General features: G+C 40.4%; 21 protein-coding genes and 1 tRNA gene. 9 read left to right on the top strand and 13 right to left on the bottom strand.

Annotation, left to right across the window (positions count from 1 at the left end):
- Nucleotides 1–224: 224 nt before the first annotated feature.
- Nucleotides 225–1,163 carry a DUF4351 domain-containing protein gene (locus IQ234_RS11750; protein ID WP_193957222.1) on the top strand — a complete coding sequence of 313 codons (939 nt, stop codon included), beginning with the start codon at nt 225–227 and terminating at the stop codon, nt 1,161–1,163.
- A gap of 167 nt (nt 1,164–1,330) precedes the next feature.
- Nucleotides 1,331–4,792: a Calx-beta domain-containing protein gene (locus IQ234_RS11745; RefSeq protein WP_193957221.1), complete on the top strand. Its 3,462-nt coding sequence runs from the start codon at nt 1,331–1,333 to the stop codon at nt 4,790–4,792.
- Between the two features lie 238 nt (nt 4,793–5,030).
- On the opposite strand, the gene IQ234_RS11740 is transcribed toward IQ234_RS11745, so the two are convergent.
- From IQ234_RS11740 to IQ234_RS11730, 3 genes are all read right to left on the bottom strand, one after another.
- Entirely contained in the window at nt 5,031–5,540 is a 510-nt protein-coding gene (locus tag IQ234_RS11740; RefSeq protein ID WP_193957220.1) for a tetratricopeptide repeat protein, read from the bottom strand.
- 107 nt (nt 5,541–5,647) lie between these two features.
- Entirely contained in the window at nt 5,648–6,160 is a 513-nt protein-coding gene (locus IQ234_RS11735; protein ID WP_193957219.1) for a hypothetical protein, read from the bottom strand.
- A gap of 376 nt (nt 6,161–6,536) precedes the next feature.
- Nucleotides 6,537–7,022: an allophycocyanin subunit alpha-B gene (locus IQ234_RS11730; protein WP_193957218.1), complete on the bottom strand. Its 486-nt coding sequence runs from the start codon at nt 7,020–7,022 to the stop codon at nt 6,537–6,539.
- A 232-nt stretch (nt 7,023–7,254) separates the two neighbouring features.
- On the opposite strand from IQ234_RS11730, the gene IQ234_RS11725 reads away from it, so the two are divergent.
- On the top strand, nt 7,255–8,028 hold the full coding sequence (locus tag IQ234_RS11725; protein WP_193957217.1) for a slipin family protein: 774 nt from the start codon (nt 7,255–7,257) through the stop codon (nt 8,026–8,028).
- Nucleotides 8,029–8,087: 59 nt separating this feature from the next.
- On the opposite strand, the gene gorA is transcribed toward IQ234_RS11725, so the two are convergent.
- Entirely contained in the window at nt 8,088–9,440 is a 1,353-nt protein-coding gene (gorA, locus tag IQ234_RS11720; protein WP_193957216.1) for a glutathione-disulfide reductase, read from the bottom strand.
- Nucleotides 9,441–9,615: 175 nt separating this feature from the next.
- Here gorA and dacB point away from each other — a divergent pair, with 175 nt between their 5' ends.
- Entirely contained in the window at nt 9,616–11,040 is a 1,425-nt protein-coding gene (gene dacB / locus IQ234_RS11715; RefSeq protein WP_193957223.1) for a D-alanyl-D-alanine carboxypeptidase/D-alanyl-D-alanine-endopeptidase, read from the top strand.
- A 216-nt stretch (nt 11,041–11,256) separates the two neighbouring features.
- A complete protein-coding gene (glgA, locus tag IQ234_RS11710) occupies nt 11,257–12,735 on the top strand; it encodes a glycogen synthase GlgA (protein ID WP_193957215.1) in 1,479 nt (492 codons plus the stop codon).
- A 136-nt stretch (nt 12,736–12,871) separates the two neighbouring features.
- Here glgA and IQ234_RS11705 read toward each other — a convergent pair whose 3' ends face one another.
- The 3 genes from IQ234_RS11705 to trmB are packed head-to-tail and all read right to left on the bottom strand — an operon-like array spanning nt 12,872 to nt 14,970.
- The gene (locus IQ234_RS11705) at nt 12,872–13,672 is read right to left on the bottom strand and encodes a tetratricopeptide repeat protein (protein WP_193957214.1); all 801 of its coding nucleotides are present in this window, start codon (nt 13,670–13,672) and stop codon (nt 12,872–12,874) included.
- A 19-nt stretch (nt 13,673–13,691) separates the two neighbouring features.
- Nucleotides 13,692–14,300: a hypothetical protein gene (locus tag IQ234_RS11700; protein WP_193957213.1), complete on the bottom strand. Its 609-nt coding sequence runs from the start codon at nt 14,298–14,300 to the stop codon at nt 13,692–13,694.
- Nucleotides 14,301–14,334: 34 nt separating this feature from the next.
- Entirely contained in the window at nt 14,335–14,970 is a 636-nt protein-coding gene (gene trmB, locus IQ234_RS11695) for a tRNA (guanosine(46)-N7)-methyltransferase TrmB (RefSeq protein WP_193957212.1), read from the bottom strand.
- A 65-nt stretch (nt 14,971–15,035) separates the two neighbouring features.
- On the opposite strand from trmB, the gene IQ234_RS11690 reads away from it, so the two are divergent.
- The 3 genes from IQ234_RS11690 (at nt 15,036) to petG (ending at nt 17,209) form a co-directional block, all read left to right on the top strand.
- Nucleotides 15,036–16,172: a metallophosphoesterase family protein gene (locus IQ234_RS11690; protein ID WP_193957211.1), complete on the top strand. Its 1,137-nt coding sequence runs from the start codon at nt 15,036–15,038 to the stop codon at nt 16,170–16,172.
- Between the two features lie 77 nt (nt 16,173–16,249).
- Nucleotides 16,250–16,735, top strand: a complete 486-nt coding sequence (locus IQ234_RS11685) for a hypothetical protein (protein ID WP_193957210.1) — start codon at nt 16,250–16,252, stop codon at nt 16,733–16,735.
- A gap of 357 nt (nt 16,736–17,092) precedes the next feature.
- Entirely contained in the window at nt 17,093–17,209 is a 117-nt protein-coding gene (gene petG / locus IQ234_RS11680; protein WP_002738052.1) for a cytochrome b6-f complex subunit V, read from the top strand.
- 169 nt (nt 17,210–17,378) lie between these two features.
- Here the strand turns inward: petG and IQ234_RS11675 are convergent, their stop codons facing one another.
- Complete coding sequence (locus IQ234_RS11675; RefSeq protein ID WP_185238788.1) at nt 17,379–17,930, bottom strand: 1,2-dihydroxy-3-keto-5-methylthiopentene dioxygenase; 552 nt, start codon at nt 17,928–17,930, stop codon at nt 17,379–17,381.
- A 131-nt stretch (nt 17,931–18,061) separates the two neighbouring features.
- Between IQ234_RS11675 and IQ234_RS11670 the strand changes: the two genes are divergently transcribed.
- Nucleotides 18,062–18,134 (top strand) — tRNA-Ala (locus IQ234_RS11670).
- Nucleotides 18,135–18,175: 41 nt separating this feature from the next.
- Here the strand turns inward: IQ234_RS11670 and IQ234_RS11665 are convergent.
- The 5 genes from IQ234_RS11665 to IQ234_RS11645 all read right to left on the bottom strand — a co-directional run bounded on the left by IQ234_RS11665 (nt 18,176) and on the right by IQ234_RS11645 (nt 24,881).
- The gene (locus IQ234_RS11665) at nt 18,176–20,401 is read right to left on the bottom strand and encodes a hypothetical protein (RefSeq protein ID WP_193957209.1); all 2,226 of its coding nucleotides are present in this window, start codon (nt 20,399–20,401) and stop codon (nt 18,176–18,178) included.
- A gap of 10 nt (nt 20,402–20,411) precedes the next feature.
- The gene (locus IQ234_RS11660) at nt 20,412–21,476 is read right to left on the bottom strand and encodes an NAD-dependent epimerase/dehydratase family protein (protein WP_193957208.1); all 1,065 of its coding nucleotides are present in this window, start codon (nt 21,474–21,476) and stop codon (nt 20,412–20,414) included.
- Nucleotides 21,477–21,503: 27 nt separating this feature from the next.
- Complete coding sequence (locus IQ234_RS11655) at nt 21,504–22,775, bottom strand: glycosyltransferase (RefSeq protein WP_193957207.1); 1,272 nt, start codon at nt 22,773–22,775, stop codon at nt 21,504–21,506.
- 188 nt (nt 22,776–22,963) lie between these two features.
- Entirely contained in the window at nt 22,964–24,031 is a 1,068-nt protein-coding gene (locus IQ234_RS11650; RefSeq protein ID WP_193957206.1) for an NAD-dependent epimerase/dehydratase family protein, read from the bottom strand.
- Between the two features lie 70 nt (nt 24,032–24,101).
- Entirely contained in the window at nt 24,102–24,881 is a 780-nt protein-coding gene (locus tag IQ234_RS11645; RefSeq protein ID WP_193957205.1) for a pantothenate kinase, read from the bottom strand.
- Nucleotides 24,882–24,942 lie beyond the last annotated feature (61 nt).

Below are 24,942 nucleotides of genomic sequence, written 5' to 3'. Positions count from 1 at the left end.
ATTAAGTAGCTGGCTATAATTAAATTAAAAATGGATTTTAGGTTCGATCCCCCCTGCCCCCCTTGATAAGGGGGGTGCCGATCCCCCCTGCCCCCCTTGATAAGGGGGGTGTCTGATAATTTTTAACGCCTACCTACTTAACAATCTGTTGCCAAAACCGACTTTTCAGAATATAATATAGAAGAGTAGTCATTCATCGCTCAGATTAGTTAAAATGATATTACATGACTAATAATATTGACCATGATCGCTTATTTAAAGAGTTAATCTCCACCTTTTTTGTCGAATTTATTGAGTTATTTTTTCCTCAATTGATGGATTATTTAGATAGGGACTCGATTACTTTTTTAGACAAAGAAGTATTTACCGATGTCACGGAAGGAGAAAGGTATGAAAGCGATTTAGTCGCACAAGTTAAGTTTCGAGGAAAAGAATCTTTTTTTCTGATTCATATCGAGGCGCAGGAAAGTTCCCGTAAGTGGTTTAATCGGCGAATGTTTACTTATTTTGCTCGCTTTCATGAGAAATTTGTCTTACCGATTTATCCGATTGTAATTTTTTCTTATTCAAAGCCAAAAAGAGAGGCGATTAGTCAATATGTAGTCGATTTTCCCGATTTTAAGGTATTAGAATTTAACTATCAGGTAGTGCAGTTAAATCGATTAAATTGGCGAGATTTTCTCAATCAACCGAATCCGGTTGCTTCAGCTTTGATGGCTAAGATGAACATTGCCGAGAAAGAGCGAGCCAAGGTTAAGGCAGAATGTCTGCGCTTGTTAATCACTTTAAGGTTAAATCCAGCGAAAATGCAGTTAATTTCTGGATTTATTGATACATATCTCAATCTAAATCCAGTGGAAGAGATACAATTTCAAGAAGAGATTAGCAAATTTAGTCAACCCGTACAGGAGGGAGTTATGCAAATTACCACCAGTTGGATGCGTCAAGGTATTGAACAAGGTATCGAACAAGGTATCGAACAAGGTATCGAACGGGAAAAGACATTGATTCTTCGTCAACTTAAACGAAAGGTAGGGGAGATTAATCTTTCATTAGAAACTAAAATCATGGAGTTAAGTATTGATGATGTCGAAGTATTAGGAGAAGCTTTATTCGATTTCTCTACAGTTGAAGATTTAATCAATTGGTTAAATACTTTATAATGCTTAGTTCTTAGTTTAGCGATCGCATCTTTCCAACAAATGAGAAAACGGGTTTCTCGAAGAAACCCGTTTTCTTGTAATAAATGTTAATTTTTGTGATAGCACCCTTGAAAAATTGGCGATTGTTGGGCTAAAACTGTTAGCAATAAACCTCTGCTGTTAATGTCATGACTTCTACCCTGTTGCAGATTATTCCTCCTGTTGACGATATTTTATTCAATTTTGCTCAATCTGATGGTTTTTGGGTGAATTTAGCAATCGCTTTTGGCACAAGTTATGATGTGGTTAAAGCGACGCAATTACGACAGCAGTGGCAAAGTCGAAATTTCAGTCAACTTCCCCCAATTGAGGTATTCAGTGATGAGGTTTTGGGGACGGCGAATGGTGCATATTCCATTAGTAAAAATAAGATTTATCTATCAGCATCTTTTTTGCATACGGCTTCGTCAGCAGCGATAGTTAATGTAATTTTAGAAGAAATTGGGCATTATGTGGATGCTCAAATTAATCAGATGGATAGTGCGGGAGATGAGGGGGCAATTTTTGCGGAGTTGGTGCAAGGAAATAGTCTAGATTTGGCAACCTTAGAGGCTTTACGAGCAGAGAATGACCAGACAACAATTATAGTAAATGGGGAAACTATTCAGGTAGAACAGGCGAATTTAACGGGAACTAATGGTAATGATCCTATTACGGGAACATCTGGAGATGACACTATTAGTCCTTTACGAGGAAAGGATGCCATTGATGGTAGAGGCGGAAATGATCTATTAATTGTTAACTACTCCAGTAACACCTACATGGGGACAACAACTCCCTATGCAGCAGGAATAGATAGCCGTATTTTTCAAAGTGGTGGGTCTTGGAATGGTTATTTTATTGCCTATAATAATAGCGGTGGTGATTATGATCAAGCTTCCTTCAATAATATAGAAAGGTTTCAAATTATTGGGACTAATGCTAATGACTACTTTGAACAAGGAGGTTATGGAGTCTTTGACATTGATGGGGGGACTGGTACAGACACCATCGGGTTTTTAAACCTCAGCAGTTTCACCACCAATTTAACCATTGATAACAGTGGAAGAACCTTCACTGAAAGTAATGGAAATGTGGTCAAAAATGTCGAACGGTTCAATAACCTTACCACTGGAACAGGTAATGATAATATCAGCTTTACTGGGAGTTTTAATGAAACTATTGCTACCGGAGGGGGAAATGATACAATTAACGCGGCCCGAGGATATGACAATGTCAATGGTGGGGACGGAAATGACCTATTAATTGTGGACTACTCCATGAACACCTACGCGGGGACAACCACCTATCCAGCAGGAATGAGTAGCAGTATCTACCAAAGTGGTGGGGCCTGGAGTGGTTCTTTTACTGCCTATATTAATAGCATCGGTAATTATGACGGAGTTAACTTCTCTAATATAGAAAGGTTTCAAATTACTGGGACTAATGCTAATGACTACTTTCAACGAGGCGGTTATGGAATATTCAATATTGATGGTGGGATTGGTACAGATACCATCGATATTTTAGACCTCAGTAGTTTCACCACCAATTTAACCATTGATAACAGTGGAAGAACCTTCACTGAAAGTAATGGAAATGTGGTGAAAAATGTCGAACGGTTCAATAACCTTACCACTGGAACGGGTAATGATAATATTAGCTTTACGGGGAGTTTTAATGAAACTATTGCTACCGGAGGGGGAAATGATACAATTAACGGGGCTCGAGGACAAGATAATGTCAATGGTGGGGATGGAAATGACCTATTAATTGTCAACTACTCCAGTAACACCTACGCTGGGACAACCAGCTATCCAGCGGGAATGAGTAGCAGTATTGGTCAAAGTGGTGGAGCTTGGTATGGTGCTTTTTACGCCTATACTAATAATAGCAGTAGTAATAATGACCGAGTTAACTTCTCTAATATAGAAAGGTTTCAAATTACTGGAACTAATGCTAATGATACCATCACCACCGGTGGAGGTAATGACATCATCACAGGGGTTAACTCTAACAGTAGCACCCCAGGAAAAGGAGAAGTTGATTCTTTAACAGGAGGAGCAGGAAGCGATAAATTTATCCTTGGTGACGTTAACTGGATTGGTTACGATGATGGTAATACAACTAATGCAGGTACTAGCGACTACGCAACAATTGCCGACTTTAACACCACTGATGATACAATTCAGCTACGGGGTTCAAGTAGTGACTATCTGTTAACAGTTTCTGGTTCTAATACTAATCTCTACATCAATAAACCCGGAAGCGAACCAGATGAACTTATTGCCATTTTACGGAATCGAACTGGATTAAGTTTAACTGCGAGTTATTTTAGTTATGTTTCTAGTCCTACTCTTCCCAGTATTACTCTTGCTGTCTCTCCCTTTCTCAGTAGTGTGACAGAAAATGGGACAACCAACTTACTCTATATCTTCACCCGTACCGGTTCCACAACCAATCCTTTAATGGTTAACTATACAGTTGGGGGGACAGCAACCAATGGAACCGATTACGCTTCTATTCCCACCAGTGTCACCTTTGCTGCTGGTTCAGCGTTCGCGACTGTAACCGTTGACCCCACTGCTGACACAATAGTAGAAAGTAACGAAACTGTCTCCCTAACTCTTGCTTCAGGAACAGGATATACAGTAGGTACTCCTAACGCAGTTACGGGAACAATTAATAATGACGACTTTTCCCAACTCTCCATCAATGACATCACCGTAGTGGAAGGTAAAGATAATAATGCAATCCTCACCGTCACAGTTGATAACCCCAATCCGCAACCAATTACTGTCAACTATACCACTGCACCCATTAACGCTACCGCTAATGTAGATTACACTAGCAAAACTGGAACTATCACCATTGCACCTAATACTTCTACCGCTACTATTAGCATTCCCATCCTCAATGATAACCTTAATGAAGCCGATGAAGCCTTTACAGTAACCCTCTCCAATCCCGTTAATGCTACCATCAATCCCGAAGGAGGAATAGGAGAAGTTATCATTACTGATACTTGGCAAAGCAGTCTCACTCGCACCTTACCCAACAATGTCGAAAATCTCAGACTAATTGGCAGTAATAATATTAATGGGACAGGTAACGCTGGTAACAATAATATCACTGGAAATAGTGGCATTAATCAAATCAATGGAGGTGCGGGAATTGATACTTTAACCGGTGGTTTAGGTGCAGATATCTTCATCTTCCAATTTGGTCAATCTACCAGATCAACAAGCGATCGCATCACAGATTTTGCCATCAATAGTGATAAAATTGACTTATTAACTCAAGCTGGAAACGCCACGAGTGCGCCTAGTAGTTTCAGTCGTGCTGCTAATAGCACTCTTACCACTTTACAGAATTTAATCAATCAGGTATTTACTGATGCCAATGGAGCGATTACAGGTAATCAAGGATTAGGGGTTAATAGTGCCGCTTTAGTGCAAGTAACAACCGGTGCAATAGCTGGAACTTATCTCGTTATTAATGATAGCACGGCTGGCTTCCAATCCAGCAATGATTTATTAATAAATATCACTGGATTTACTGGCACTTTACCAGCTTTAGGGAGCATTCCCGTGGGTAATTTCTTTGTTTAATTAAGTAGGCGTAGGCTGCGTTAATCGGCTATTAATTCGCTCAAAAAAACCAAATTAACAAGCCGCCGTAACCAGATCAGATTGGGATAATTGAGCGCAACAAAAAAAACTCTGTGTCCTCTGTGTATCTGTGGTTTTTATTAGATAAAACCACAGATATTGGAAGAGTCCTCCTAAATTGGCATTTTGCGACTAATCGATCCTACTCAGTCCAGGAGAGCTATTAATTGTTTTTTCATTACTTTTTAGGTTCTGGGGGTTGCTGTTTGGAAGCTGCCGCGATCGCTTGATTTAAGCGAGTTAATTCTTCTTTAAACTTTGGTTCTTGAGGATAGGTTTTGACTAATTTTTCTAGGATACTTTTCGCCCCAGAAACGTCTTGAGTTTGTAATCTTGTTCCATAAAGAACTAGCATAACTTCCAGATTGTTGGGATATTTTTGATATAACTTTTCCAAAGGTTCTCTAGCTCCGATAAAATCTTTTAACTGTAGGCGAGCTTGGGCCAGTCCTTGCAAAGCAGTGGGATTATCTGGTTCACGTTCGAGAATTTTCTCGTAACCTTTGACCATTTCTTGTAATTTTTGGGTGGGAATAGTTGCCTCTTGCCCGGGTTGATTGCCTTGGGTGGAATTAGAATTATTATTTTTCCATAAACCTAAAGTTGGCACCACCATTAAAGCCAGAAATACTAAACCAGAGGAAACAATTAATACTCGTTTGAGGGTATCGTTATTTTTTTTGGGCATACTTTTTAACAATTAGAGATAAGCAATTTTGTAGGGTGCGTTAGGCGGCGATAACCTTGGCATGAAAAACCAAAATTAGTAATCCGCACCCCAGGCACCAGATAAGATTAATCAGCAGTAACTTGATGTAATTCATGACCCCAAAGATTATAAGCCCAAATGCCCAAGCTAAAACTACCTAAGCAGAGGATAGTGATCATCAGGAAAACTTGCCATCTATTGTAACCCGCTTCCTGAAGTTCTAGACGACCGAGGATAGTAGCAGCTAACAGAATTAAAGCTCGACTAAATACCGCCCACTTGTGGAAGATAAAAACTACCGCCAAAGACCAGCCGAGAATTGATAATACAGCGCTAATATCGTTTTTAAACCAACTGCGGAAAAATACCGGCATTAAGTGACTAAACAGAGTTAATCCTAGGGCAATTGAGAGGATAATCCCTACCGCTAGGATATAGATGATGATTTCTAGCCATTCGCTAGTGAGAGTCCAATTCATCTCATCACCGCGGGCAAGTAACCAATCACTCCATGATAAACGCTCCTGGGCGATCGACCAGCCAAACAGCCCATAGACTGATGGAATCAGAAAAGTAAGTAGTACAATACGCCAAAACATAATCAGTTATCAGTTATCAGTTATCAGTTTTGAGTTATTAGTTATCAGTTATTAGCTTCTGAAGGCAAGAGGCAAGAGGCAAGAGGCAAAAGACAGAATCTGACAATTCTCCTACCTAAAAAGAAGGTTAGCAACTAAGTACATCAAAGCTTGTAGCTTAATCAATTAGGTTTTAGATTCGGCCTTTGTTATCAGTTTTGAGTATTAAGTGAGCAGTATGTATTAAGTGAGCCTGATCAAATGCCAGTTTACTACTGTCTTTTCACTGATTACTGTTTACTGATCACTGATCACTGAAAAAAGTCAAGCCTGAACCCTGAAAGAGGGGAAAATAGCCCCTTTTCAGACTTCAGGCCTCTGGGACTGTCCCGATCGCTTAGGACATATACTGGATGATAAAGTCGAAGTAGGGGGCTGCTTCCACAGCATCCTCTTGAGTCAAAAGAGCTAAAGCGGCCTCCTTGAGACAACGAATCGCTTCCACCATGCCGGGGACGGGAACATTAAGAGAGTTATACATCTCTTTGACCCCGATCAGGCCGGTTTGTTCGATCGGTGCTTTATCTCCGGCTAATACCCCATAGGTAACTAGACGCAGATACCAACCATAATCGCGCAAGCATTGATTATATTGACGCTGACCGTAGGCATTACCCCCCGGCGCTCTATAATCGGGACGTTTCTTGAACAGTTGTTTTTGAGCCTGATCGACGATTTTTTTCTCATTTTCAGCGAGAGTCTCGGCAATGCGAATTCTCTGATCGCCAGTTTTTAAAAATTGCCCGATACCCTGTAGTTCACCACTACTAGGATAACGAAGTTCGTCGTCGGCTTTGAGGATGACTTGGCTAACTACGCTCATAATATCAAGGTAAATTCTGATAACATTCTGTAGTTTATCTCAGGTCGGGGTCTGGAAGTCGAGTCATCCCTGCCGGTTGGGCAATTCCTAAAAATTGTAATATTTCGTTATGAGTTTCCCCGACAGCCCGGTTACTCTCTAGAATGAATGTATTAGTGGTCAGGAGCGAGGAGATGGCAATTGAGATGTCACCGCACACCGATTAACTTGAACCCGATAACTGGTAATTAATATGGAATTTTTAGCACCCTTACTGTTGATAGCGGGCATTCTGGGGTTAAATGGCTTTAAAATCGATCGAGAATACCAGCGTGGTGTTATCTATCGTCTAGGGCGTTATCAAGACACCAAAGGCCCCGGACTGTACTGGATCATTCCCCTAGTTGACCAAAAAATGCGGGTGGATATTCGCACCAAAACCGTCGATATCGCCCCGCAAGAAACTGTCACCGCCGATAATGTCACAATCAAGGTTAATGCGGTTCTCTACTATCGCATTATCGACCCTAGCAAAGCGATTAATAAAGTCGAATCCTATCCTGCGGCTGTTTATCAAGCGGCCATGACCACTTTAAGAAATGTAGTTGGTCAAAATCATCTCGATGATGTCTTGCAAAAACGAGACAAAATTAATCACGCGGTCCAACAAATTGTCGATGAAATTAGCGAACCCTGGGGCATTGATATCGAACGGGTGGAGATGAAAGATGTGGAAATTCCCACCGGTATGCAGCGAGCTATGGCCAAGGAAGCGGAAGCATTGCGAGAAAAACGGGCCCGTTTGATTAAAGCTGCCGCAGAACAGGAAGCCTCCCTAAAATTAGCGGAAGCTTCCCGATTAATCATGGAAAATCCCGCCGCTTTGGAATTACGCCGCCTACAAATGTTAACGGAAATTGGAGCGGAAAATAACACCAGTACCGTGATTATGCTTCCCTCCGATATCTTAAATCTCGCTCAAAAATTAACCGAAAAAAAAATCATAAAGTGGCTCAATTGTCAATAGCCAAAAGGGTTAATTTTCTCCGGTGTGTTAGGTTGGTTTAACACACCTAAAATTGTTAATTAACGCATGGTGACAAATTCCTCGGCAGCACTGGGGTGAATGCCGACAGTAGCATCAAAATCGGCTTTTGTCGCCCCCATTTTTACGGCAATGGCTACTCCTTGAATAATTTCGGCGGCGTGATCTCCTACCATGTGCGCCCCAAGTATTTTACCACTTTCCTGATGAACAACTAATTTCATCAAAGTTTTGTCCTCTCGGTCTGGTAAAACATTGTAACCGGGGCGGAATTTAGACCGATAAACTTTAATTAACGTGTCACCATATTGTTTTTTTGCTTGCAATTCTGTTAATCCCACCGTCGCAGCTTCAGGAGTAGAAAATACTGCCGAAGGAACATTTTCATAACTCATTAACCGGGGTTTATTACCGAAGACTGTATCGGCAAAAGCTCGCCCCTCATTAATCGCCACGGGAGTTAAATTAATTTTATCGGTACAATCGCCCACGGCATAGATATTATCTTCGCTGGTTTGGCTATACTCGTTGACAACAATTGCCCCATTTTTTACCTCGACATTGACATTCTCTAAGCCCAATTTTTCTAGCTTAGGAACTCTTCCCGTAGCCGCTAAACCTAGAGCATCAACAAATAAGATTTCTGAAGTTTCTTTCCCCTGAATATGTACTTTTAACCCCTCGTCAGTTTTCTCGATCGAAGTGGGGAAAGTTTCGGGCATAATTTTAATTCCCTGACGGATCATTTCCCCTTGAATCTCATCGCGGATATCCTCATCAAACCCTCTTAAAATCTTATCTTTACGGATTAACTGCACCACTTCTGTCCCTAATCCGTGCATAATACCGGCAAATTCTACCCCAATATATCCCGCCCCTAAAACTATAATTCTTTTTGGTTGTTCTGGCAGTTGAAACATGGCATCAGAAACTACTGTATGTTCGATCCCCGGAATATTGGGTTTAACGGGATGTCCCCCCACGGCAATTAAAATTTTATCGGCAGTAATTTTCTCCTCTCCCACCTCTAGGGTATGGCTATCAAGAAACTTGGCATAATTAGGAAAAAGTGTCACTTGAGAATTATCGAGCATCTTTTGATAAATGCCATTTAAACGGATAGTTTCCTGATTAACTGCGCTAATTAATTTTTGCCAATTTAACTGACTCTCTACTGGACTCCAACCGTAACCTTCCGCATCCTTAAATAGTTGCGGAAACCGACTAGAATAAACCATTAATTTTTTGGGAATACAACCGCGATTAACACAGGTTCCTCCCAAGCGATCGTATTCTGCTAATCCCACTTTTGCCCCGTATTCGGCTGCCCGTCTAGCGGTGGCAATACCCCCAGAACCACCACCAATCACGAATAAATCAAAATCATAACTCATAAAAATATCCTCGCGAATGTATAGAAATTTGACGGAATCAAGAAACTTTCTGGGCAAAAAAGGATAGGGAATATCTCGGATCAATCCCTAACTGAATCTATTCAGCAACTAGCACAATATGGTCACTAATGCTGCTAAATTAGAGTCAATTTATCTACTGCCAAGATTTAATTCTATGCTAACACGCCGATCGAAATTATCTTTTCTCTTGGGGACTTGTTCCCTATTTCTCTGGGTAAACCATCCCGTCACCCTCGCAACCCCCATCAGTCAAGACAATTCCCCCCCTTCCCAGTTTATCTGTCCAGCAGACTTAGCCACCGAGATTGATCGCATTTTGGACCGCCCCGATTATCAAGGCACTTATTGGGGAATTTTAGTAAAATCCCTCAATTCTCAGGAAAATCTCTATAGTCTCCACGAAAATAACTTTTTTACTCCCGCTTCTACTGCGAAATTATTAACCACTGCCGCCGCTTTTAGCAAATTTAACCGCGATTATCGTCTGAAAACCCCCATTTTAGCCCAAGGCAACCCCCCCGATTTAGCGACTTTAACCTTAGTTGGCAGGGGAGATGCCACCATAACCACAGAAAAGTTAGAAAAATTAGCAGAAAAGTTAAAAGCAAGGGGAATTAACTCAATTTCTCGCTTAATTGTCGTTGCTAGTCCTTTTGTCGTCTCCGATAGTCAAAAAACCTGGGAATGGGAAGATGTCTTTTTTGACTATGCTGTACCCGCTTCTAGCTTGGTTTTGAACGAAAATTCCGTCAATTTAAGACTTTTACCGCGACAATTGGGGCAAAGCTTAGATTTACAATGGTCTGATCCCATTGCCGCTAAACAATGGCTAATTGAGAATCAAACCAGCACCGCAGCGCAAGGAAGCCCGAATACTCTGGCAATTAAGGGCAATTTAGCCAATAATCGCCTAATTATCACTGGTTCTCTGGCGATCGATAGTCAAGATGATTTTAATTTAGCTATTCCTCAACCTTCGGAGTATTTCCTCGATCACTGGCGTAATATCCTTGAAAAAGCGGGAATTACCGTTAAAAACGCCGAAATTAGCTCAGAAATTCTCGGTTATGAGATCACCAATTTAGAATCAGAACCCCTAGCATATTTGGTGGAAAAAGTCAATAAAAATAGCGATAATTTACTAGCCGAAACCCTACTACAAATGCTCGGCGGTGTGTCGGGATTGCAAGAAACTTTAACAAAACTGGGAATTAACAGCGATAGCTATAAAATCGGCGACGGTTCGGGGCTATCACGACAAAACCTGATTAAACCCAAGACTTTAGGTCAAATATTACAACTAATGGCAGAAAACCCTGATTATCGTCGTTCTTTAGCCATTGGTGGCATTGATGGCACTTTAACCAATAGATTTCGCCAGACTCCCCTAGAAGGACGATTACAGGCAAAAACCGGGACTTTAACCGGAGTTACCGCTCTCGCCGGTTATCTAGAAACCGCCGACAATCAACCCCTAATCTTTAGCATAACCGTCAATAATAGCGATAAACCCGCCACTACCCTCAGAAACGGCATCGATGAGGTGATTTTGCTACTAGGACAGTTAAAACGCTGTTAATCTTTAGGAGCCGGGAGATGGGGAGATAAGGAGATAGGGAGATGGGGAGATAGGGAAATTTCAGCTAAATTCCCCACTCCCCAATTCATAATTCATAATTCCCACTTCCCCAACCCGCAACTAATTCGATCGAGCCATTTAATCACAGAAGACTGTATACTTTTGTAAAAATTGCTTCTAGCTGACCTGTAGATTAATCGAGGGAGTTATTGATATATGTATATAGTTCAGGTTGCCTCTGAGTGCGCCCCGGTGATTAAAGCTGGGGGATTGGGGGATGTGGTATATGGATTGAGTCGAGAATTAGAAATTCGCGGTCATTGCGTGGAGCTAATCCTACCCATGTATGATTGTATGCGCTACGACCAAATTTGGGGCTTACACGAGGCTTATCGGGACCTGTGGGTGCCTTGGTACGGTGGGGCAATTCACTGTAACGTTTTTTGTGGTTGGGTACACGGGCGCTTGTGTTTCTTTATTCAACCCAATTCGGGGGATAATTTCTTTAATCGCGGCACTTACTACGGTTGTAAAGACGATAATATGCGTTTTGCCTTCTTCTCTAAAGCCGCTTTGGAATTTTTGCTCAGAAGTAATAAACGTCCCGATATAATTCATTGTCACGACTGGCAAACCGGTTTAATTCCGCCCTTACTTTTTGAAATTTATAAATATCATGGTATGGGCAATCAGCGCGTTCTTTACACCATCCATAACTTTAAGCACCAAGGATTTGGAGGTGCAGAAATTCTCTGGGCAACAGGATTAAATAACGATTCTTACTACTTTAGCTATGCCCGACTGCGCGATAACTTCAATCCTTTTGTGATTAATTTTATGAAAGGTGGCATCGTTTTTGCCAACTATTTCAATACCGTCTCGCCCCACCATGCTTGGGAAGCGCACCACACCGATGTTAGTTACGGTTTAGGCCATACAATTCACCAGCATCAACACAAATTTACTGGCATTCTCAACGGTTTAGATTACAATATCTGGAACCCGGAAGTAGATAAATTTATTGCTGCACCCTACGGTGTTGATAGCTTCTCCGAGAAGGCACGCAATAAGAAGGCACTGCGAGAAAGACTCTGGTTAAGAGATGAAGCAGAAAAACCCTTAATTTGTTATGTCGGTCGTTTAGATGACCAAAAAGGCGTACATTTAGTTCACCATGCCATGTATTATGCCTTAGCTCGCGGGGCGCAATTTGTCCTCTTAGGTTCCGCCACCGAATCGTTAATTAATAACTGGTTCTGGCATGAGAAAAATCACCTCAATAATAACCCTGATGTTCATATTGAATTGGGCTTTAATGAGGAATTATCTCACCTCATTTATGCGGGTGCTGATATGATTGTGGTTCCCAGTAATTTTGAACCCTGCGGACTGACACAAGTAATCAGCTTAAAATATGGAACTGTTCCCATTGTCCGGGGAGTTGGTGGTTTAGTTAATACGGTTTTTGATCGGGATTATGATACCTATCACAAACCGGAAGAACGCAATGGTTTTGTCTTTTTTGATCCCGATAATAATGCCCTCGAATCAGCCATGTCCCGGGCATTAGAATTGTGGTACACTCAACCGGAAGAATTCCAAAAATTAGCGATTCAAGGCATGGAATGCGATTACTCTTGGAATGGCCCTGGGGAAGAATACGTTGCCCTCTATGAAATGATTCGCCACAAATAAACTGTCTTGTCTCTAGCAATTCCCTGGCAGTTGTCAACAGAAATTCGAGGAATAGATTTGTTGAAATTTCCAGGGTAATTGCTTTAGTTTTGACCGACTCCTAACCCCACCAACAAACTTTTTTAGTAAACCCTACCTAGTAGAGCAGAAATGTTAACTTTGCCTGGTATTCTTGGGTGAGGGGATGACTAACTCCCAAAATCTGAAATATGGCTAACATGGCTTTTCTTGCGCCATCCTGACGATATTTTCTACTTTCTCCCACCAGGCTGATCAGTTTATCTAAAGCGGCGGCATAATCTTCTTTTAAGGCGAAATTAATCCCAGTAAAAAATATCGAATCGAGGGGATTATTTTCTGGTTTTAACTGTTGAAATTCTAGGAGAGTTTTCCAACCTTTGATAACAGGATTTTCCTCTTTAATAGCACTGATTAATCGGTAGGCATCAGACCATTTTTCCAGACGCATGAGAAATTTTACCGCCATAATAATTAATCGCGGTTCGTTGGGATATTTAGGAAAAAGACGATCAAATAATTGTTTAGCTGTGGGCAAATTATCGAGGGCGATTGCTTCTTGTATTTCTGCTAATCCTGTTTCTAATTCCGATTGTAAATCGAGACGGGAAAATAAGTCTCTAATTTGTTCTTCTGGCAAAGCACCGACAAAACAGGGTAACACTTCTCCCTTGCTGACAATTCGCACATCGGGAACTCCTTCCACATCGAATTGTTCGGCCAATTCGGGATTTTTATCTATATCTATTTTTGCCAAGATAAAATTATATTCACTTGCTAGTTTTTCTAGCATCGGTTTTACCAATTTACAGGGTCCACACCAGACAGCATAAAAGTCTAAAATCACTGTATTTAGATAGGACTTCTCGATCACTTCACTGTCAAAATTTGTCCCATCTACCTCGATAGAATATCCCATCTATTTCTCCTCTAATAAATTATTTTTCAGCTAGTTTTGTCTCACTTACCTCTTTTACCCAAAGGGCTAATCCTCCCCCTCGTCCCCGGGCTGCCATCATTGTTTCTGTGATCAGAAAATAGGCAAAAAATGCCTGTTTTTTGATACTTTCCTGATAAAAATTCGCTTCACTTACCTGGCCATTTCTAATAAAACCTGAATAGAGAGAGCGATTAAATAGGGTTAGGTTGAGCCGGGTGAAATCAAAGGCAAGAAGACGGGTTTTAGGAAAAAACTTAACCGGACCGCTTACAGATAGTTTTACTGCCCCTAAAAATATCTGATTGCTGACGGTTCCAGAGATAAATTCTCCCAGTTCTAAGCTCTCATTTCTTTGGTAAGAGATGGTAATTTTTAACCAGGATGGTAGATAGCGCCCCTTACCTAAAACAATTCCCGCTCTCTTTTTCGCTTTTTGAGTTCCCGTGATAAAGTATAATCGCCAAGTACCGACTAAAGCCTCAAAAGTAAGATTTTCTTTAGTTTTTTTATTGTTTTTTTCTTTGGTTAAGAGAAATTCCAGCAATTGAGAGACAGGGGGGCGATTATCATCCTTAAGTATTAGGGGTGAGTCGAGATTTATAACCATGATTTCAGACAGTGCCAAAATATTTTAACTGAAGCTACCGAACTCGAAAAAGCGAGCGATAAACTGGTTGACCTTTATTATAAGTGGACTTTTCCCTCTCCGTCGCTACGGGGAAAATATTTTCCGCTAACCAGGGGGGTTGATGTTGCCGAACAAAATGGGGATGTGCTTGAAATCTCTCCGTCATTTCCAGGGCGATCGATTCCACATCCGACTGTAAAAAAACCCAGCCTTCAGATACCATATACTTAGCCAAAGCTGTTACTAATTCCGGCTGCACGACTCGACGCTTACTGTGACGCTGTTTAAACCAAGGATCGGGGAATTGAATCGACACCCAAAATAACTTATCTGCGGGCAAAGATTGCAGTAAAATTTCTGGGGTAACATTCATATTGCCAAAAACAAAAGCGAGATTTTTTAATCCTAACCTTTCCCGTTCCTGATTCGCTTCAATTACCAAAGGTTGACGAATTTCAATCCCCAAAAAATTAATTTCTGGATATACTTGAGCCATTTGTAACAAAAATTTACCCCGCGCACAACCAATATCAAGATGGAGAGGTAGTGTCATATCCTGATAAACTTGATCCCAATCGGGGGGAGCGATCGGATGGCGATATTTATGACTTAAGGGATTGACGTGCTGACGAACGCGAACTTTAGCCAAAGATATTTTCTCCTCATTTCTCCTCGGTCAATCTAGTTTACCGATATTTAGCCCAATTGAATGCGATGAATTTCCGTTTCGCCATTCTCAGCGATCCTCATATCGCTTTACCCACAACCATTTTAAACCATTCTAATCGCTTTCATCTGGTGGAAGTGAGTATTCCCGCTTTAAAAATTGTTTTAGACCATCTCATCACCCTTAACCTCGATTTTCTGCTGATTGCTGGCGATTTAACCCAAGATGGTGAACCAGAAAATCATCGTTGGTTAGCCGATTGTTTAGCCACTTTACCCTTTCCCGTCTATGTGGTGCCGGGTAATCATGATGTTTTGAGTTTAACCGCAACAGAAAACCAGATCGGTTTAGCAGATTTTCCCTTTTATTATCAACAATTTGGTTACAGCGACCCCGAACAAATATACTACCAAAAAGAAATTTTACCCGGAGTGCAATTAATCGGTCTTAATTCTAATCAATTTGATGAGCAAGGTAAACAAATTGGTAGTTTAGATGCAGAACAATTGCATTGGTTAAAACAGACTTTACCCGCGCTAAAAAACGATCTAGTGATGGTGATGATCCATCATAACGTGATCGAGCATTTACCCGGACAAAGCAATCATGAATTAGGTAAACGCTATATGTTGGCTAATGCGGTAGAATTACTCGATATACTACAGGAAAACGGCGTAAAATTGTTGATTACCGGCCATCTCCACGTGCAGGATCTGGCTTTTGCTAGAGGTATCTATGAAATTACCACCGGTTCCCTCGTCAGTTATCCCCATCCCTACCGGGTGTTAGAATATTGCGAAAACACGGTTGAATTAGCCATAGAATCCTTTCATCTGCAAAATATACCCGGATGGGAGAATTTACCCACTATTTCTCGGCAATGGTTAGGCGATCGCTCTTATCCTTTTATGATGCGTTTATTAACCTGTCATCCCCTCAATCTTCCCGTGAGTCTAGCGGAGGAATTAGCCCCAAAATTACGCAATTTTTGGGCAGATGTGGCCCAAGGTGACACAATCTTCGATTTTAGCGATTTTCCGCCCCTAGCACGCCGTTATTTCTACGCTTTCAGTGCCGTCGATCCCCTCGGTAATCCTCATTTTATCGACAATCAAGCTGTAATTAGTTTCAAGCATCAGTTTAGTTATCAGCGCTCAAACTTGCTGGTAGAGTTGAGAGAATAGCTGCAATAAATAATTAACTATAGCTTATAGTTATGGTACGCAGCCGCTATATTGGGAGAAAATGTCCAAAAAAATCAATGGAAGCAATTAAAAAGGAATTTAAAAAAATCGGTTCTCTTGCCATCTTTTTTTTCTTGGCTTTCGGTTATATTCTTCTAATCATGAAATTATTTCTGGAAGAGTATTCGATTACCACCTACGTTTTGGGTAAAGCAATCGTAGGAGCGATCCTTGCCGCAAAAACCGTGGCCATTCTCGACGCAGCCATGAAGCTAGAATGGTTAGAAAATCGTCCCCGTTACGTTAGTGTTCTGTACCGAACCTTTGTTTATACCCTAGCAGCACTGATTCTCGGCTCGATCGAGGGTTTTCTGGAAGCTTATCGGGTAACGCGGGTAATTTCGGGGGCAATGGCCAAATTTTGGCAAAGGGAAAGTTTCTCTCAAATCCTTGCGGTTACTCTCTGTCTCGCAGTGGTTTTTTGTCTCCACAATCTCTGGCACGAAATCGATCGCTCTTGGGGTAAAGGCAAATTGAGAAAATTTTTTCTCGATCGCTCCTAAAGTAGAGCAGTTATAGCGTTTTTCAGTCTGCTGAGGTACAAAAGTTATGGGTTTTAGGCAAAAGGCAAAAGGCAAAAGGGAAGAAAAACAAGTGTACCTCACTAGCTTAGGAAACGCTATATCTTAATGGTGAGATAGGAAGTTTTCCTTTTGGGGAGTCGGGAGACTCCGAGACAGGAGACAGTCTTGAATCAGTTATCAGATCTGAGTTTTCAGTTCACTGATTACTGATTACTGTTCACTGTTCACTGAAAATACACCCCACTTAAGAAGTATGTACGATCGCCCTATCTTTCGCGGGCAACCCCTGCTAGGATAAAATACGGGTGAAAAATTGCTAATCCAAGGAGTACAGACGTGATTGAACCTTTAGTGCTAGGGATTGTCCTAGGCTTAATTCCCATTACCCTAGCGGGTTTGTTCGTTGCCGCCTATTTACAGTACAAACGGGGCAATCAATTCGGCTTAGACTAAATCTATCATGCCAATCCCCCGAATTGAGAAAATCTCCCGTCAAGCTAGGCACTAGACGGGAGATTTTCAACAGGACAAATTTGCCGCTTAACAGATTGTGACTGCCGGCGTTGCCATCCCCGCAAAACCCATCTGTCTTTTGGGGAGAGCGATCGCCTGAAAGCAAGAACTAAACGGCTGTTAAACTAGGAAAACGAATGACGGTTTCCGTATATTCGGGAACCCATCCGGCGGTAGTGGTGAAGTAACGCACTGCTTTAACCCGTTTACTAGCAGTGAGGTGAAACCAGTGTTGGCTATGGGCGGGAACATTGATGTATTCTTGAGGTTGAATAGTTAATTCTCCCTGAGAACCATCGGGAAAGACAAAGCCAAAAACCCCCTCCCCATCAATGATATAACGCACCTCATCGTCAGCGTGGGTGTGACAGCGCTCGAATTTGGCCAGTAAAGTGTCGAGATTGGGAATTTCAGGGTGTAAAACGATTAAATCTCTAGCTTGATAACCAGCTTCTTGCTTTAGTTGCTCAAAATAACCGTCTAAGCTGGTTAAAACTATTTCTTTTTCTTCGTCAGTCAGAGAAGCTTGCTTAAGTAGCTGACGGGTGGCCTCGTTTTCGATCGGCCAATAGTTTAAAGTAACATTTAATTTAGCCAATTCCAGACTAATATCGGCTAACTGGGTATAAGTTGTCCCATTCTCCAAGCGTAGTATCGCCATTGGTTATCATCCTCAAGATTACTTTTTCTATTTTAAAGTTTTCCAGAGGCAGGCCGCTCGATTTTTTGTCCCTCGATCCCTTGCCAGTTCCTAGGATTTTCTGCTCAAAAATGCTATTATGTCCTATATATGGGGAATTAGCTCAGTTGGTAGAGCGCTGCGATCGCACCGCAGAGGTCAGGGATTCGAGTTCCCTATTCTCCATTTTCCAGAGATATTAACCGCTTTTCAAGGTTCAAGAAAGATTATGAACCAGTCTCAACTTCCCAAAAAGGCGTTACTTTTATTTCTGGGGAGAATAGCAGAGGATTACTGACAGAAAAGCTAAAAGATTTGACTTGTGGTGCTAATTTTCCTTGAAAAAATGCCATTAATTCCTGATCATTTCTCGGTAAGTGACTAAGGATAACTCCATTAGCTGAATTATCTTGAACAAAGCGAAAATTGGCTTGAGTTCCATCGAGATAATTAACGTTAATTATCACGGGAGGGATTCTAAAGAGTTGTTTGACTATTTTACCCAACCAAGAATATTCAAATTTAACTTGAACACGAGTAATCCCACTATTACGAGTAGGTAATTCATAGACTTGATCCCAAGTAATATTAGTAGTCTCTCCTAGAGGGGTTGGAATGCAACGACTGACTTTTTGTTTTTCTAGAAGATAAAAGTTGGTTTTGATTGCGGGGACTTGGAAGGGCGAATTTACCGAGTCAAGTTGATAATTACAAACCACATAGGAAAAGGCTTTAGGTTCATCAAAAAAAGGATGTCTGCCATCAATAGCTTGAAAGTGATAAATCAGATAATCTCTGGGAGATTGAGATAAGCTTTGATAATTTAGTTCATCCAGTTTTTCTGTATAAGCAGAATAGGATTGAATAATCGGCCTCGGTTTCCAATTAAGCTGATTGCCCGGAATAAGTGAAAATTCCCACGGAATTATATCAATAGTTTTGCCTTGCACTTTTTCCAGCACAGAATCGGGTATTTTGGTAGCGGTAGCAATGACTTGTAAATTTTTAGTTGTACTCCTTTCACCTCGCATTTTTAATTCTGTGGGATTAAGCATAGAGGAAATGACAACCCCAATATTATTAGCCACCCTATCGGGACTGAAATTACTCCACTGGTGAGCATTTTCCAATATAGTCCAATTAGGACTAGAGGTGATAATAATACATCCCCAAAAAATTATTCCCCAAGCATAATAGGCAATTTTTTTAAACCGAGGGTTTTTAATAATTGTTGTATAGAGAGAAGCTAAGAGAATAACCACAAGTGTAAAAACAACAATGTGAGCATCTTGCCTAACAAATCCATGCTTAAATGATAAAAATATAGGAAAAATATAGGCAATACCCAGACTAATTTTTTGATCTATAATTGCCAGAGACATTAAAAGCAAACTTAAGGCAAAGCAGAGCAAGGCAATGAGTAAATGCGGGTAATTTCCTACAATACTCATCGCACTGGAATAACCAGAAGAAATTTGCCAAGAATTGCTTAAATATCCCGTAAGAGAGGGAAAATTATTTAGATTAATTGTTTGGAGGAGAAGCAACCCATAAAGCCCATAAAATACTAACAGAGGTAACAAGTTAAGTAAGTGATTCTGATTAAATAGAAGATAGATTTTGCCTTTGATACCCGATGCTTCCCTTAATACGGGGGGTGCCGATAGGTGGGCATATCTGACGATAAACCAGAGAGTTAAAGCCACTCCTCCAGCAATGCAAAGATTAACTATAATGTGAATAAAGGCTCGGTTATAAGAGGCTGGATAGAGAAAAATAAAGGCAATGGAAGGAATGCTTAAAGTTAAGTTAATACCAGCGAGAACATTTTTTATAACTATCGATGGTGACTTCTGAAAATATCCCCGAACAATATTAACGATTATGTAGATAAACAGGCTGCCTGCTAGATAAATTCCTAGAGTTAGTTTCGTGAGTATAGAGAACCCAGTGATCATGCCAATAGCTATAGCTAAATAATTGATGTACTTTTGAAAAAAGTTATCAAAAGACATGAGTATCAGGAGGATAAATGTTATCTGATAATCAACGGTAAAGCCGATACTGGTGTAGGGATTTCCTACTAGACTAGCAAAGATAATTGACAGGACAAAAACTATTTGATTGCTATAGCTTTTAATAAATAATAATCTGAGAATAACCACCGCTAATAGACAAAGGTGTATCAACCAGCGAAAATAGATAATTTGGGAAAAGTTGTGATTTAAAGATGTGCCATGAACCAGATAGCCTAGTGGTCCATAGGTGAAGATAATATCTTGACCAAAAATTAACTGTTTATGGGCAGCATCACTAATGGCAAAAGCCCAAGAAGGATCTAAGCCAATTTCTAACCAATCAATAATAGGCAAATTTGCCAGAAAAAAGTAGGCGGTAATGATAATTAGTATTCCCTTGACGAATACAGGTGATTTGAGAGATTTTTTCTGCATAATTTTTGAGTTAAAAAATACTTTTTAATTCCTTCTCGTGATTATAAATCCAATCAAAAATATCTTGGATTAATTTTCTACCGTCTCGCTGGGGTTGCCATCCAGTTATAGAACTGATTTTGCGAGAATCAGTGATAAAAATTGGCATATCTCCGGTGCGATTTTCGGGAACTGCCTCAATCATTATACTATTGCCCGTGACTTCTTGACATAGTTTTGTGGTTTCATAAAGGGACAAGGAAAAATCTTGCCCACCCCCCACATTAAAAGTCTGCCCTTTGAACTGTTCTAAATTAGCAATCTGAATATCGATTAAATCGAGTAAATCAGCTACATGAAGAAAATCTCTAACCTGTTTCCCTGTACCCCCATAACCGATATATTTTAAGGACTTCTGAAAGTAATGATTAGCCACCCAAAGGGCAAAAACTCCCTGATCAACTTTTCCCATCTGCCAAGGACCGGTTAAAACTCCACAACGATTAATTAAAGTTCTTAATCCGTAGGCATCCCCATATTCATTAATAATCAATTCCGATGCTAACTTAGTGGAACCGTAGAGAGAACGGGGCAAATCTAAGGGAAATTGTTCACTGATACCAAAAGCAGAAACCCCAGGTAAATTTTGCTGTTCAGATAACTGAAAACGAGTCTCTATTTCTGTATAGTTTAATTGATTAAGATAGGCGATGGGATAAACTCTGCTGGTGGAGAGAAAAATAAAATCTGCTTGGGTTTGTCTAGCTAATTCTAAACAGTTAATCGTTCCAATTAAGTTGGTTTGCAAAACATAGCCTGGGGAAGTATAACCAGCTAAAACAGAAGGTTCTGCCGAACATTCTAGGATTAAATCCACTGGCAAGGCGGATGCTTCTAAGTCTTCTGCATTTCTGACATCTCCATGAACAAACTCAATTCCCGCTTGTTTGAGACGGGGAATATTTAATTCAGAACCGCGACGTTTTAAGTTATCTAAGGCGATAATTTTCCAGTCGGGATAGAGTTGGGCTAATCCTAAACCTAAAGAACTGCCCACAAAACCCGCACCGCCAGTAATTAACACTTGCCTAGTCATCAACAATACTCCACTAGATAATAATTATCAACCCACTTGGTTCTTTTTCTGTTTGCGCTTATAGTCGCCTCGAGAAAGGTGTTTTTCTAACCAAATAGAGAGAACTATAAATAAATAACGACTACCCATTTCCTTGAGTTTTAACTTGGAAATCCCCGTGGTACGATTGCGCCAAGTGATGGGAATTGTCGTGTAGGAATATCCTCGCACGATTGCTTTTAAGGGCATCTCCACTGTTAAGTTAAAATGGTGAGATAGTAGAGGTGAGATTCCTTCGATAACCTCCTTACGATAGATTTTAAAGGCGTTAGTGGTATCATTAAATTTTAGCCCAAATAAAACTTGAATGAAGAGATTAGCCAAACGATTAACGATTAACTTGTGTATGGGATAATCAATAACTTTTCCTCCCTTGATAAAACGAGAACCAAAAACGCAATCGTAGCCTTCTTGCAGTTTATAATAATAGTCCACTATGTTATCGGGAGAGTCGGAATTATCTGCCATTACTACTGCCACTGCATCACCGCTAAAATTTTCTAATCCACAGCGCACCGCAAAACCAAAACCATTGGGGTAACAGTTATTGATGTAGCGAATCCGAGGATTTTCTTGGTTGATTTTTTGCAGAACCGCTTCGGTGTTATCTTTGCTATTGTCATTAACCACTAGGATTTCATAATCAATTTTATCCCTTTCTAAACGTTCAGATATTAAGTGAGTGGTGCTTTCGATGCAATCTTCTTCGTTGTAAGCAGGGATAATTATTGATAGGGTTTTTACCGCATACTGATCCCTTAACTGACGTGGGTGAGAGTAACCGTCCATCTCGAAAGCTGGTGCTAATCCTTCGGGATAGTACATTTCTGTCTCATTAGTCTTATTCTTGGGTTTAAAAATTAGGCTATCACTGGCGACATAATTAATACTAGCACCCACTAAAACCCCAATCATTGTATTAACTCCAGGGCTAAGTCCTAACCAGTTTAAGAAGGGAAATATCAAGAAAAATCGCAGTAAAACTGGTAAACCTGCCGAGAGATGATAGAGAGGTAGTTGTATCAAAATCACATCTCTAATTGTCCAATCTCCCCCAGTCCACACCCAGATTCTATAGATAAAAAAACTAGCAATTAAAGATATTTCTATCGAAATAACATTAGCAATATTTTTCAGAAATGGGGTATTAAATCCCAAGTCGTCAATGAACCAATAAATTAAGAATAAGTTGATTAGAAATGCCACTCCCCCAGCGATGAGAAATCGGAAAATTTTATTGTTGTAGATTTTAGTTAACATAATAGTCTCTTAAATATGCTCTGGTTTAGTTTTTTAGGTCAACATTGCTACTAATAACATCACTAATGTCCTCTGGTTAACTAATTAACAGAGTCCCTCAATTACTAGCAGTATATTTGGCTAAAAATTACTTTTGTAACGAGGGAAAACTAGCAGATAAAAACTGACCAAACTATTATTGATTTCCTCTAAGTCCAACGGCTAACGTTTTGACTAAAAATCTCTTTGAGAATATCTGTTACTTTATAAGTTAACTGCCAATCAGGATAATGATTTTTAAACTTACTCACATCAGAAATCCACCAGATATGATCACCAATGCGATTAGTCTCCACATACTGCCAGTTTAACTTTTTCTCCGCAATCGCTTCACATTCTTGAATAGCTTCTAACATGGAACAATTACTAAAGCGACTACCACCGATATTATAAACTTCTGCTACTCGCGGGGCCTGATAAAAATGATAGAAAGCATTGACGAGATCGTAACTATGAATATTATCCCGTACCTGCTTACCCTTATACCCATAAATACTGTATTCTTTGCCAATCATCGTACATTTCATTAAGTAGGATAAAAACCCGTGTAATTGGGTTCCCGAATGACTTGGACCGGTTAAACAACCACCACGAAAAGAGGCAGTTTTCATCTCAAAATAACGCCCGTATTCCTGTACCAACACATCCGCTGCCACTTTCGAGGCACCAAACAAAGAATGTTTACAAGCATCAATACTCATCAACTCGTCAATACCTTGAGCAAAATAAGGATGATTTTCCGAGATTTCCCAACGTAGTTCTTTTTCTACTAAAGGTAATTCATTTGGTCTATCCCCGTAAACTTTATTGGTGGAACAAAAAATAAATACTGCTTGGGGACAGTGTTGACGAGTATTTTCTAATAATACTAAAGTTCCGTTAGCATTGACACTAAAATCCATATAGGGATCTTTAGCTGCCCAATCGTGGGAAGGTTGCGCCGCCGTGTGGATAATTAATGATATATCATGACTATAGGTTTTAAATATATCTGAAATAGCTTCATGATTGCGGATATCTACAGCATGGTGAATGTATTTATCCCCGTAATCTTGGGATAATTTGGATCGATTCCACTCCGTTGAAGCGTCTTCGCCAAAAAATAGCTGACGCATATTATTATCAATTCCAACTACAGTATAACCCTTGTCACAAAAAAATCTGACTGATTCGGAACCGATTAAACCAGCAGAACCAGTTACTAGAACGATCGCCATAACTTTATCCTGAATTTTTTGCCTAGTTGTTGAGAAATTTCCCAAGTTGAGAAAACTTTACCCGACTTTACTAGATAGGTTCGCCTTTGTCAATTAAACAGGAGGAGATTCCCTTAACTGCGACAATTCCCTCAAAAATTATCGTCTTATCCACTAGGAGTGATTTAATGGCGTTTTCTTGCCAGTAATCCCTAATTAAGTCCCCATCTCCCCCTGTTAAAATTATCCTGCTCTCTGGATATAAATTTAACCATTCCTGACTGAATTTTTCTGTTCCCGCCAAAATTGTATAAATTATCCCACTTCTTATCCCTTCTGCTGTTTCTTTTGCCCACATCTGCGGTAATCTTTCCAGTAAAGACACCTCTGGTAAGGCTGCCGTCCGTTCCCTTAAACTGGCTAATTGCACCTTTAACCCGGGTAAAATTGCCCCTCCCACTAGCTTTTTATCCCTATCCACTCCCGTAAAAGTTAAAGCTGTTCCCGCATCGATTACTAAACAGGGAAATCCGTATTTTTTCCCCGCACCCAATACAGCTAAAGCTCGATCGATGCCGAATGTTGGATATAAATCCAGTAAAGGAATATCTTTTAAAGTAATTATCCGTAAATTGCCATAATTTGCCCATAATTCTCTTTGGCTAGGAACCACAGAAGCGACAACCAATGCACAGTTACATTTATTCGTCAAGAGTTTAGGGAAAATTTGTTGCAAAAATTCATCACCTAGGGGTTCTCTCAGGTGAGGAGTATCGAGACAAGCTAACAGGGTTTGACCGCGAAAATACCCCCAATGTAGCCGAGAATTGCCGATCATCAACCCTATCCAGTCAGTATCTTGCTCAGTCATTTAGTTAGTGGGAATTATGAATTGGGGTGTGGGGAAGTGGGAAAGTGGGTAAGTGGGAAAG

The sequence above is a fragment of the Microcystis aeruginosa LEGE 91341 genome, assembly GCF_015206885.1.
GTDB classification, from domain to species: domain Bacteria; phylum Cyanobacteriota; class Cyanobacteriia; order Cyanobacteriales; family Microcystaceae; genus Microcystis; species Microcystis aeruginosa_H.
This window is presented reverse-complemented; position numbering and strand designations above follow the sequence as displayed.

Bases quoted from the DNA above. Each gene is read 5' to 3' on its own strand.
- IQ234_RS11735 (WP_193957219.1), bottom strand. From the start codon at position 6,160: ATGTTTTGGCGTATTGTACTACTTACTTTTCTGATTCCATCAGTCTAT.
- IQ234_RS11675 (WP_185238788.1), bottom strand. From the start codon at position 17,930: ATGGCGATACTACGCTTGGAGAATGGGACAACTTATACCCAGTTAGCC.
- IQ234_RS11685 (WP_193957210.1), top strand. From the start codon at position 16,250: ATGGAAGCAATTAAAAAGGAATTTAAAAAAATCGGTTCTCTTGCCATC.
- IQ234_RS11745 (WP_193957221.1), top strand. From the start codon at position 1,331: ATGACTTCTACCCTGTTGCAGATTATTCCTCCTGTTGACGATATTTTA.
- IQ234_RS11700 (WP_193957213.1), bottom strand. From the start codon at position 14,300: ATGGTTATAAATCTCGACTCACCCCTAATACTTAAGGATGATAATCGC.
- IQ234_RS11705 (WP_193957214.1), bottom strand. From the start codon at position 13,672: ATGGGATATTCTATCGAGGTAGATGGGACAAATTTTGACAGTGAAGTG.
- IQ234_RS11645 (WP_193957205.1), bottom strand. From the start codon at position 24,881: ATGACTGAGCAAGATACTGACTGGATAGGGTTGATGATCGGCAATTCT.
- IQ234_RS11750 (WP_193957222.1), top strand. From the start codon at position 225: ATGACTAATAATATTGACCATGATCGCTTATTTAAAGAGTTAATCTCC.
- IQ234_RS11650 (WP_193957206.1), bottom strand. From the start codon at position 24,031: ATGGCGATCGTTCTAGTAACTGGTTCTGCTGGTTTAATCGGTTCCGAA.
- IQ234_RS11655 (WP_193957207.1), bottom strand. From the start codon at position 22,775: ATGTTAACTAAAATCTACAACAATAAAATTTTCCGATTTCTCATCGCT.
- gorA (WP_193957216.1), bottom strand. From the start codon at position 9,440: ATGAGTTATGATTTTGATTTATTCGTGATTGGTGGTGGTTCTGGGGGT.
- IQ234_RS11665 (WP_193957209.1), bottom strand. From the start codon at position 20,401: ATGCAGAAAAAATCTCTCAAATCACCTGTATTCGTCAAGGGAATACTA.
- IQ234_RS11740 (WP_193957220.1), bottom strand. From the start codon at position 5,540: ATGCCCAAAAAAAATAACGATACCCTCAAACGAGTATTAATTGTTTCC.
- IQ234_RS11690 (WP_193957211.1), top strand. From the start codon at position 15,036: ATGAATTTCCGTTTCGCCATTCTCAGCGATCCTCATATCGCTTTACCC.
- IQ234_RS11730 (WP_193957218.1), bottom strand. From the start codon at position 7,022: ATGAGCGTAGTTAGCCAAGTCATCCTCAAAGCCGACGACGAACTTCGT.
- IQ234_RS11660 (WP_193957208.1), bottom strand. From the start codon at position 21,476: ATGACTAGGCAAGTGTTAATTACTGGCGGTGCGGGTTTTGTGGGCAGT.
- glgA (WP_193957215.1), top strand. From the start codon at position 11,257: ATGTATATAGTTCAGGTTGCCTCTGAGTGCGCCCCGGTGATTAAAGCT.
- dacB (WP_193957223.1), top strand. From the start codon at position 9,616: ATGCTAACACGCCGATCGAAATTATCTTTTCTCTTGGGGACTTGTTCC.
- IQ234_RS11725 (WP_193957217.1), top strand. From the start codon at position 7,255: ATGGAATTTTTAGCACCCTTACTGTTGATAGCGGGCATTCTGGGGTTA.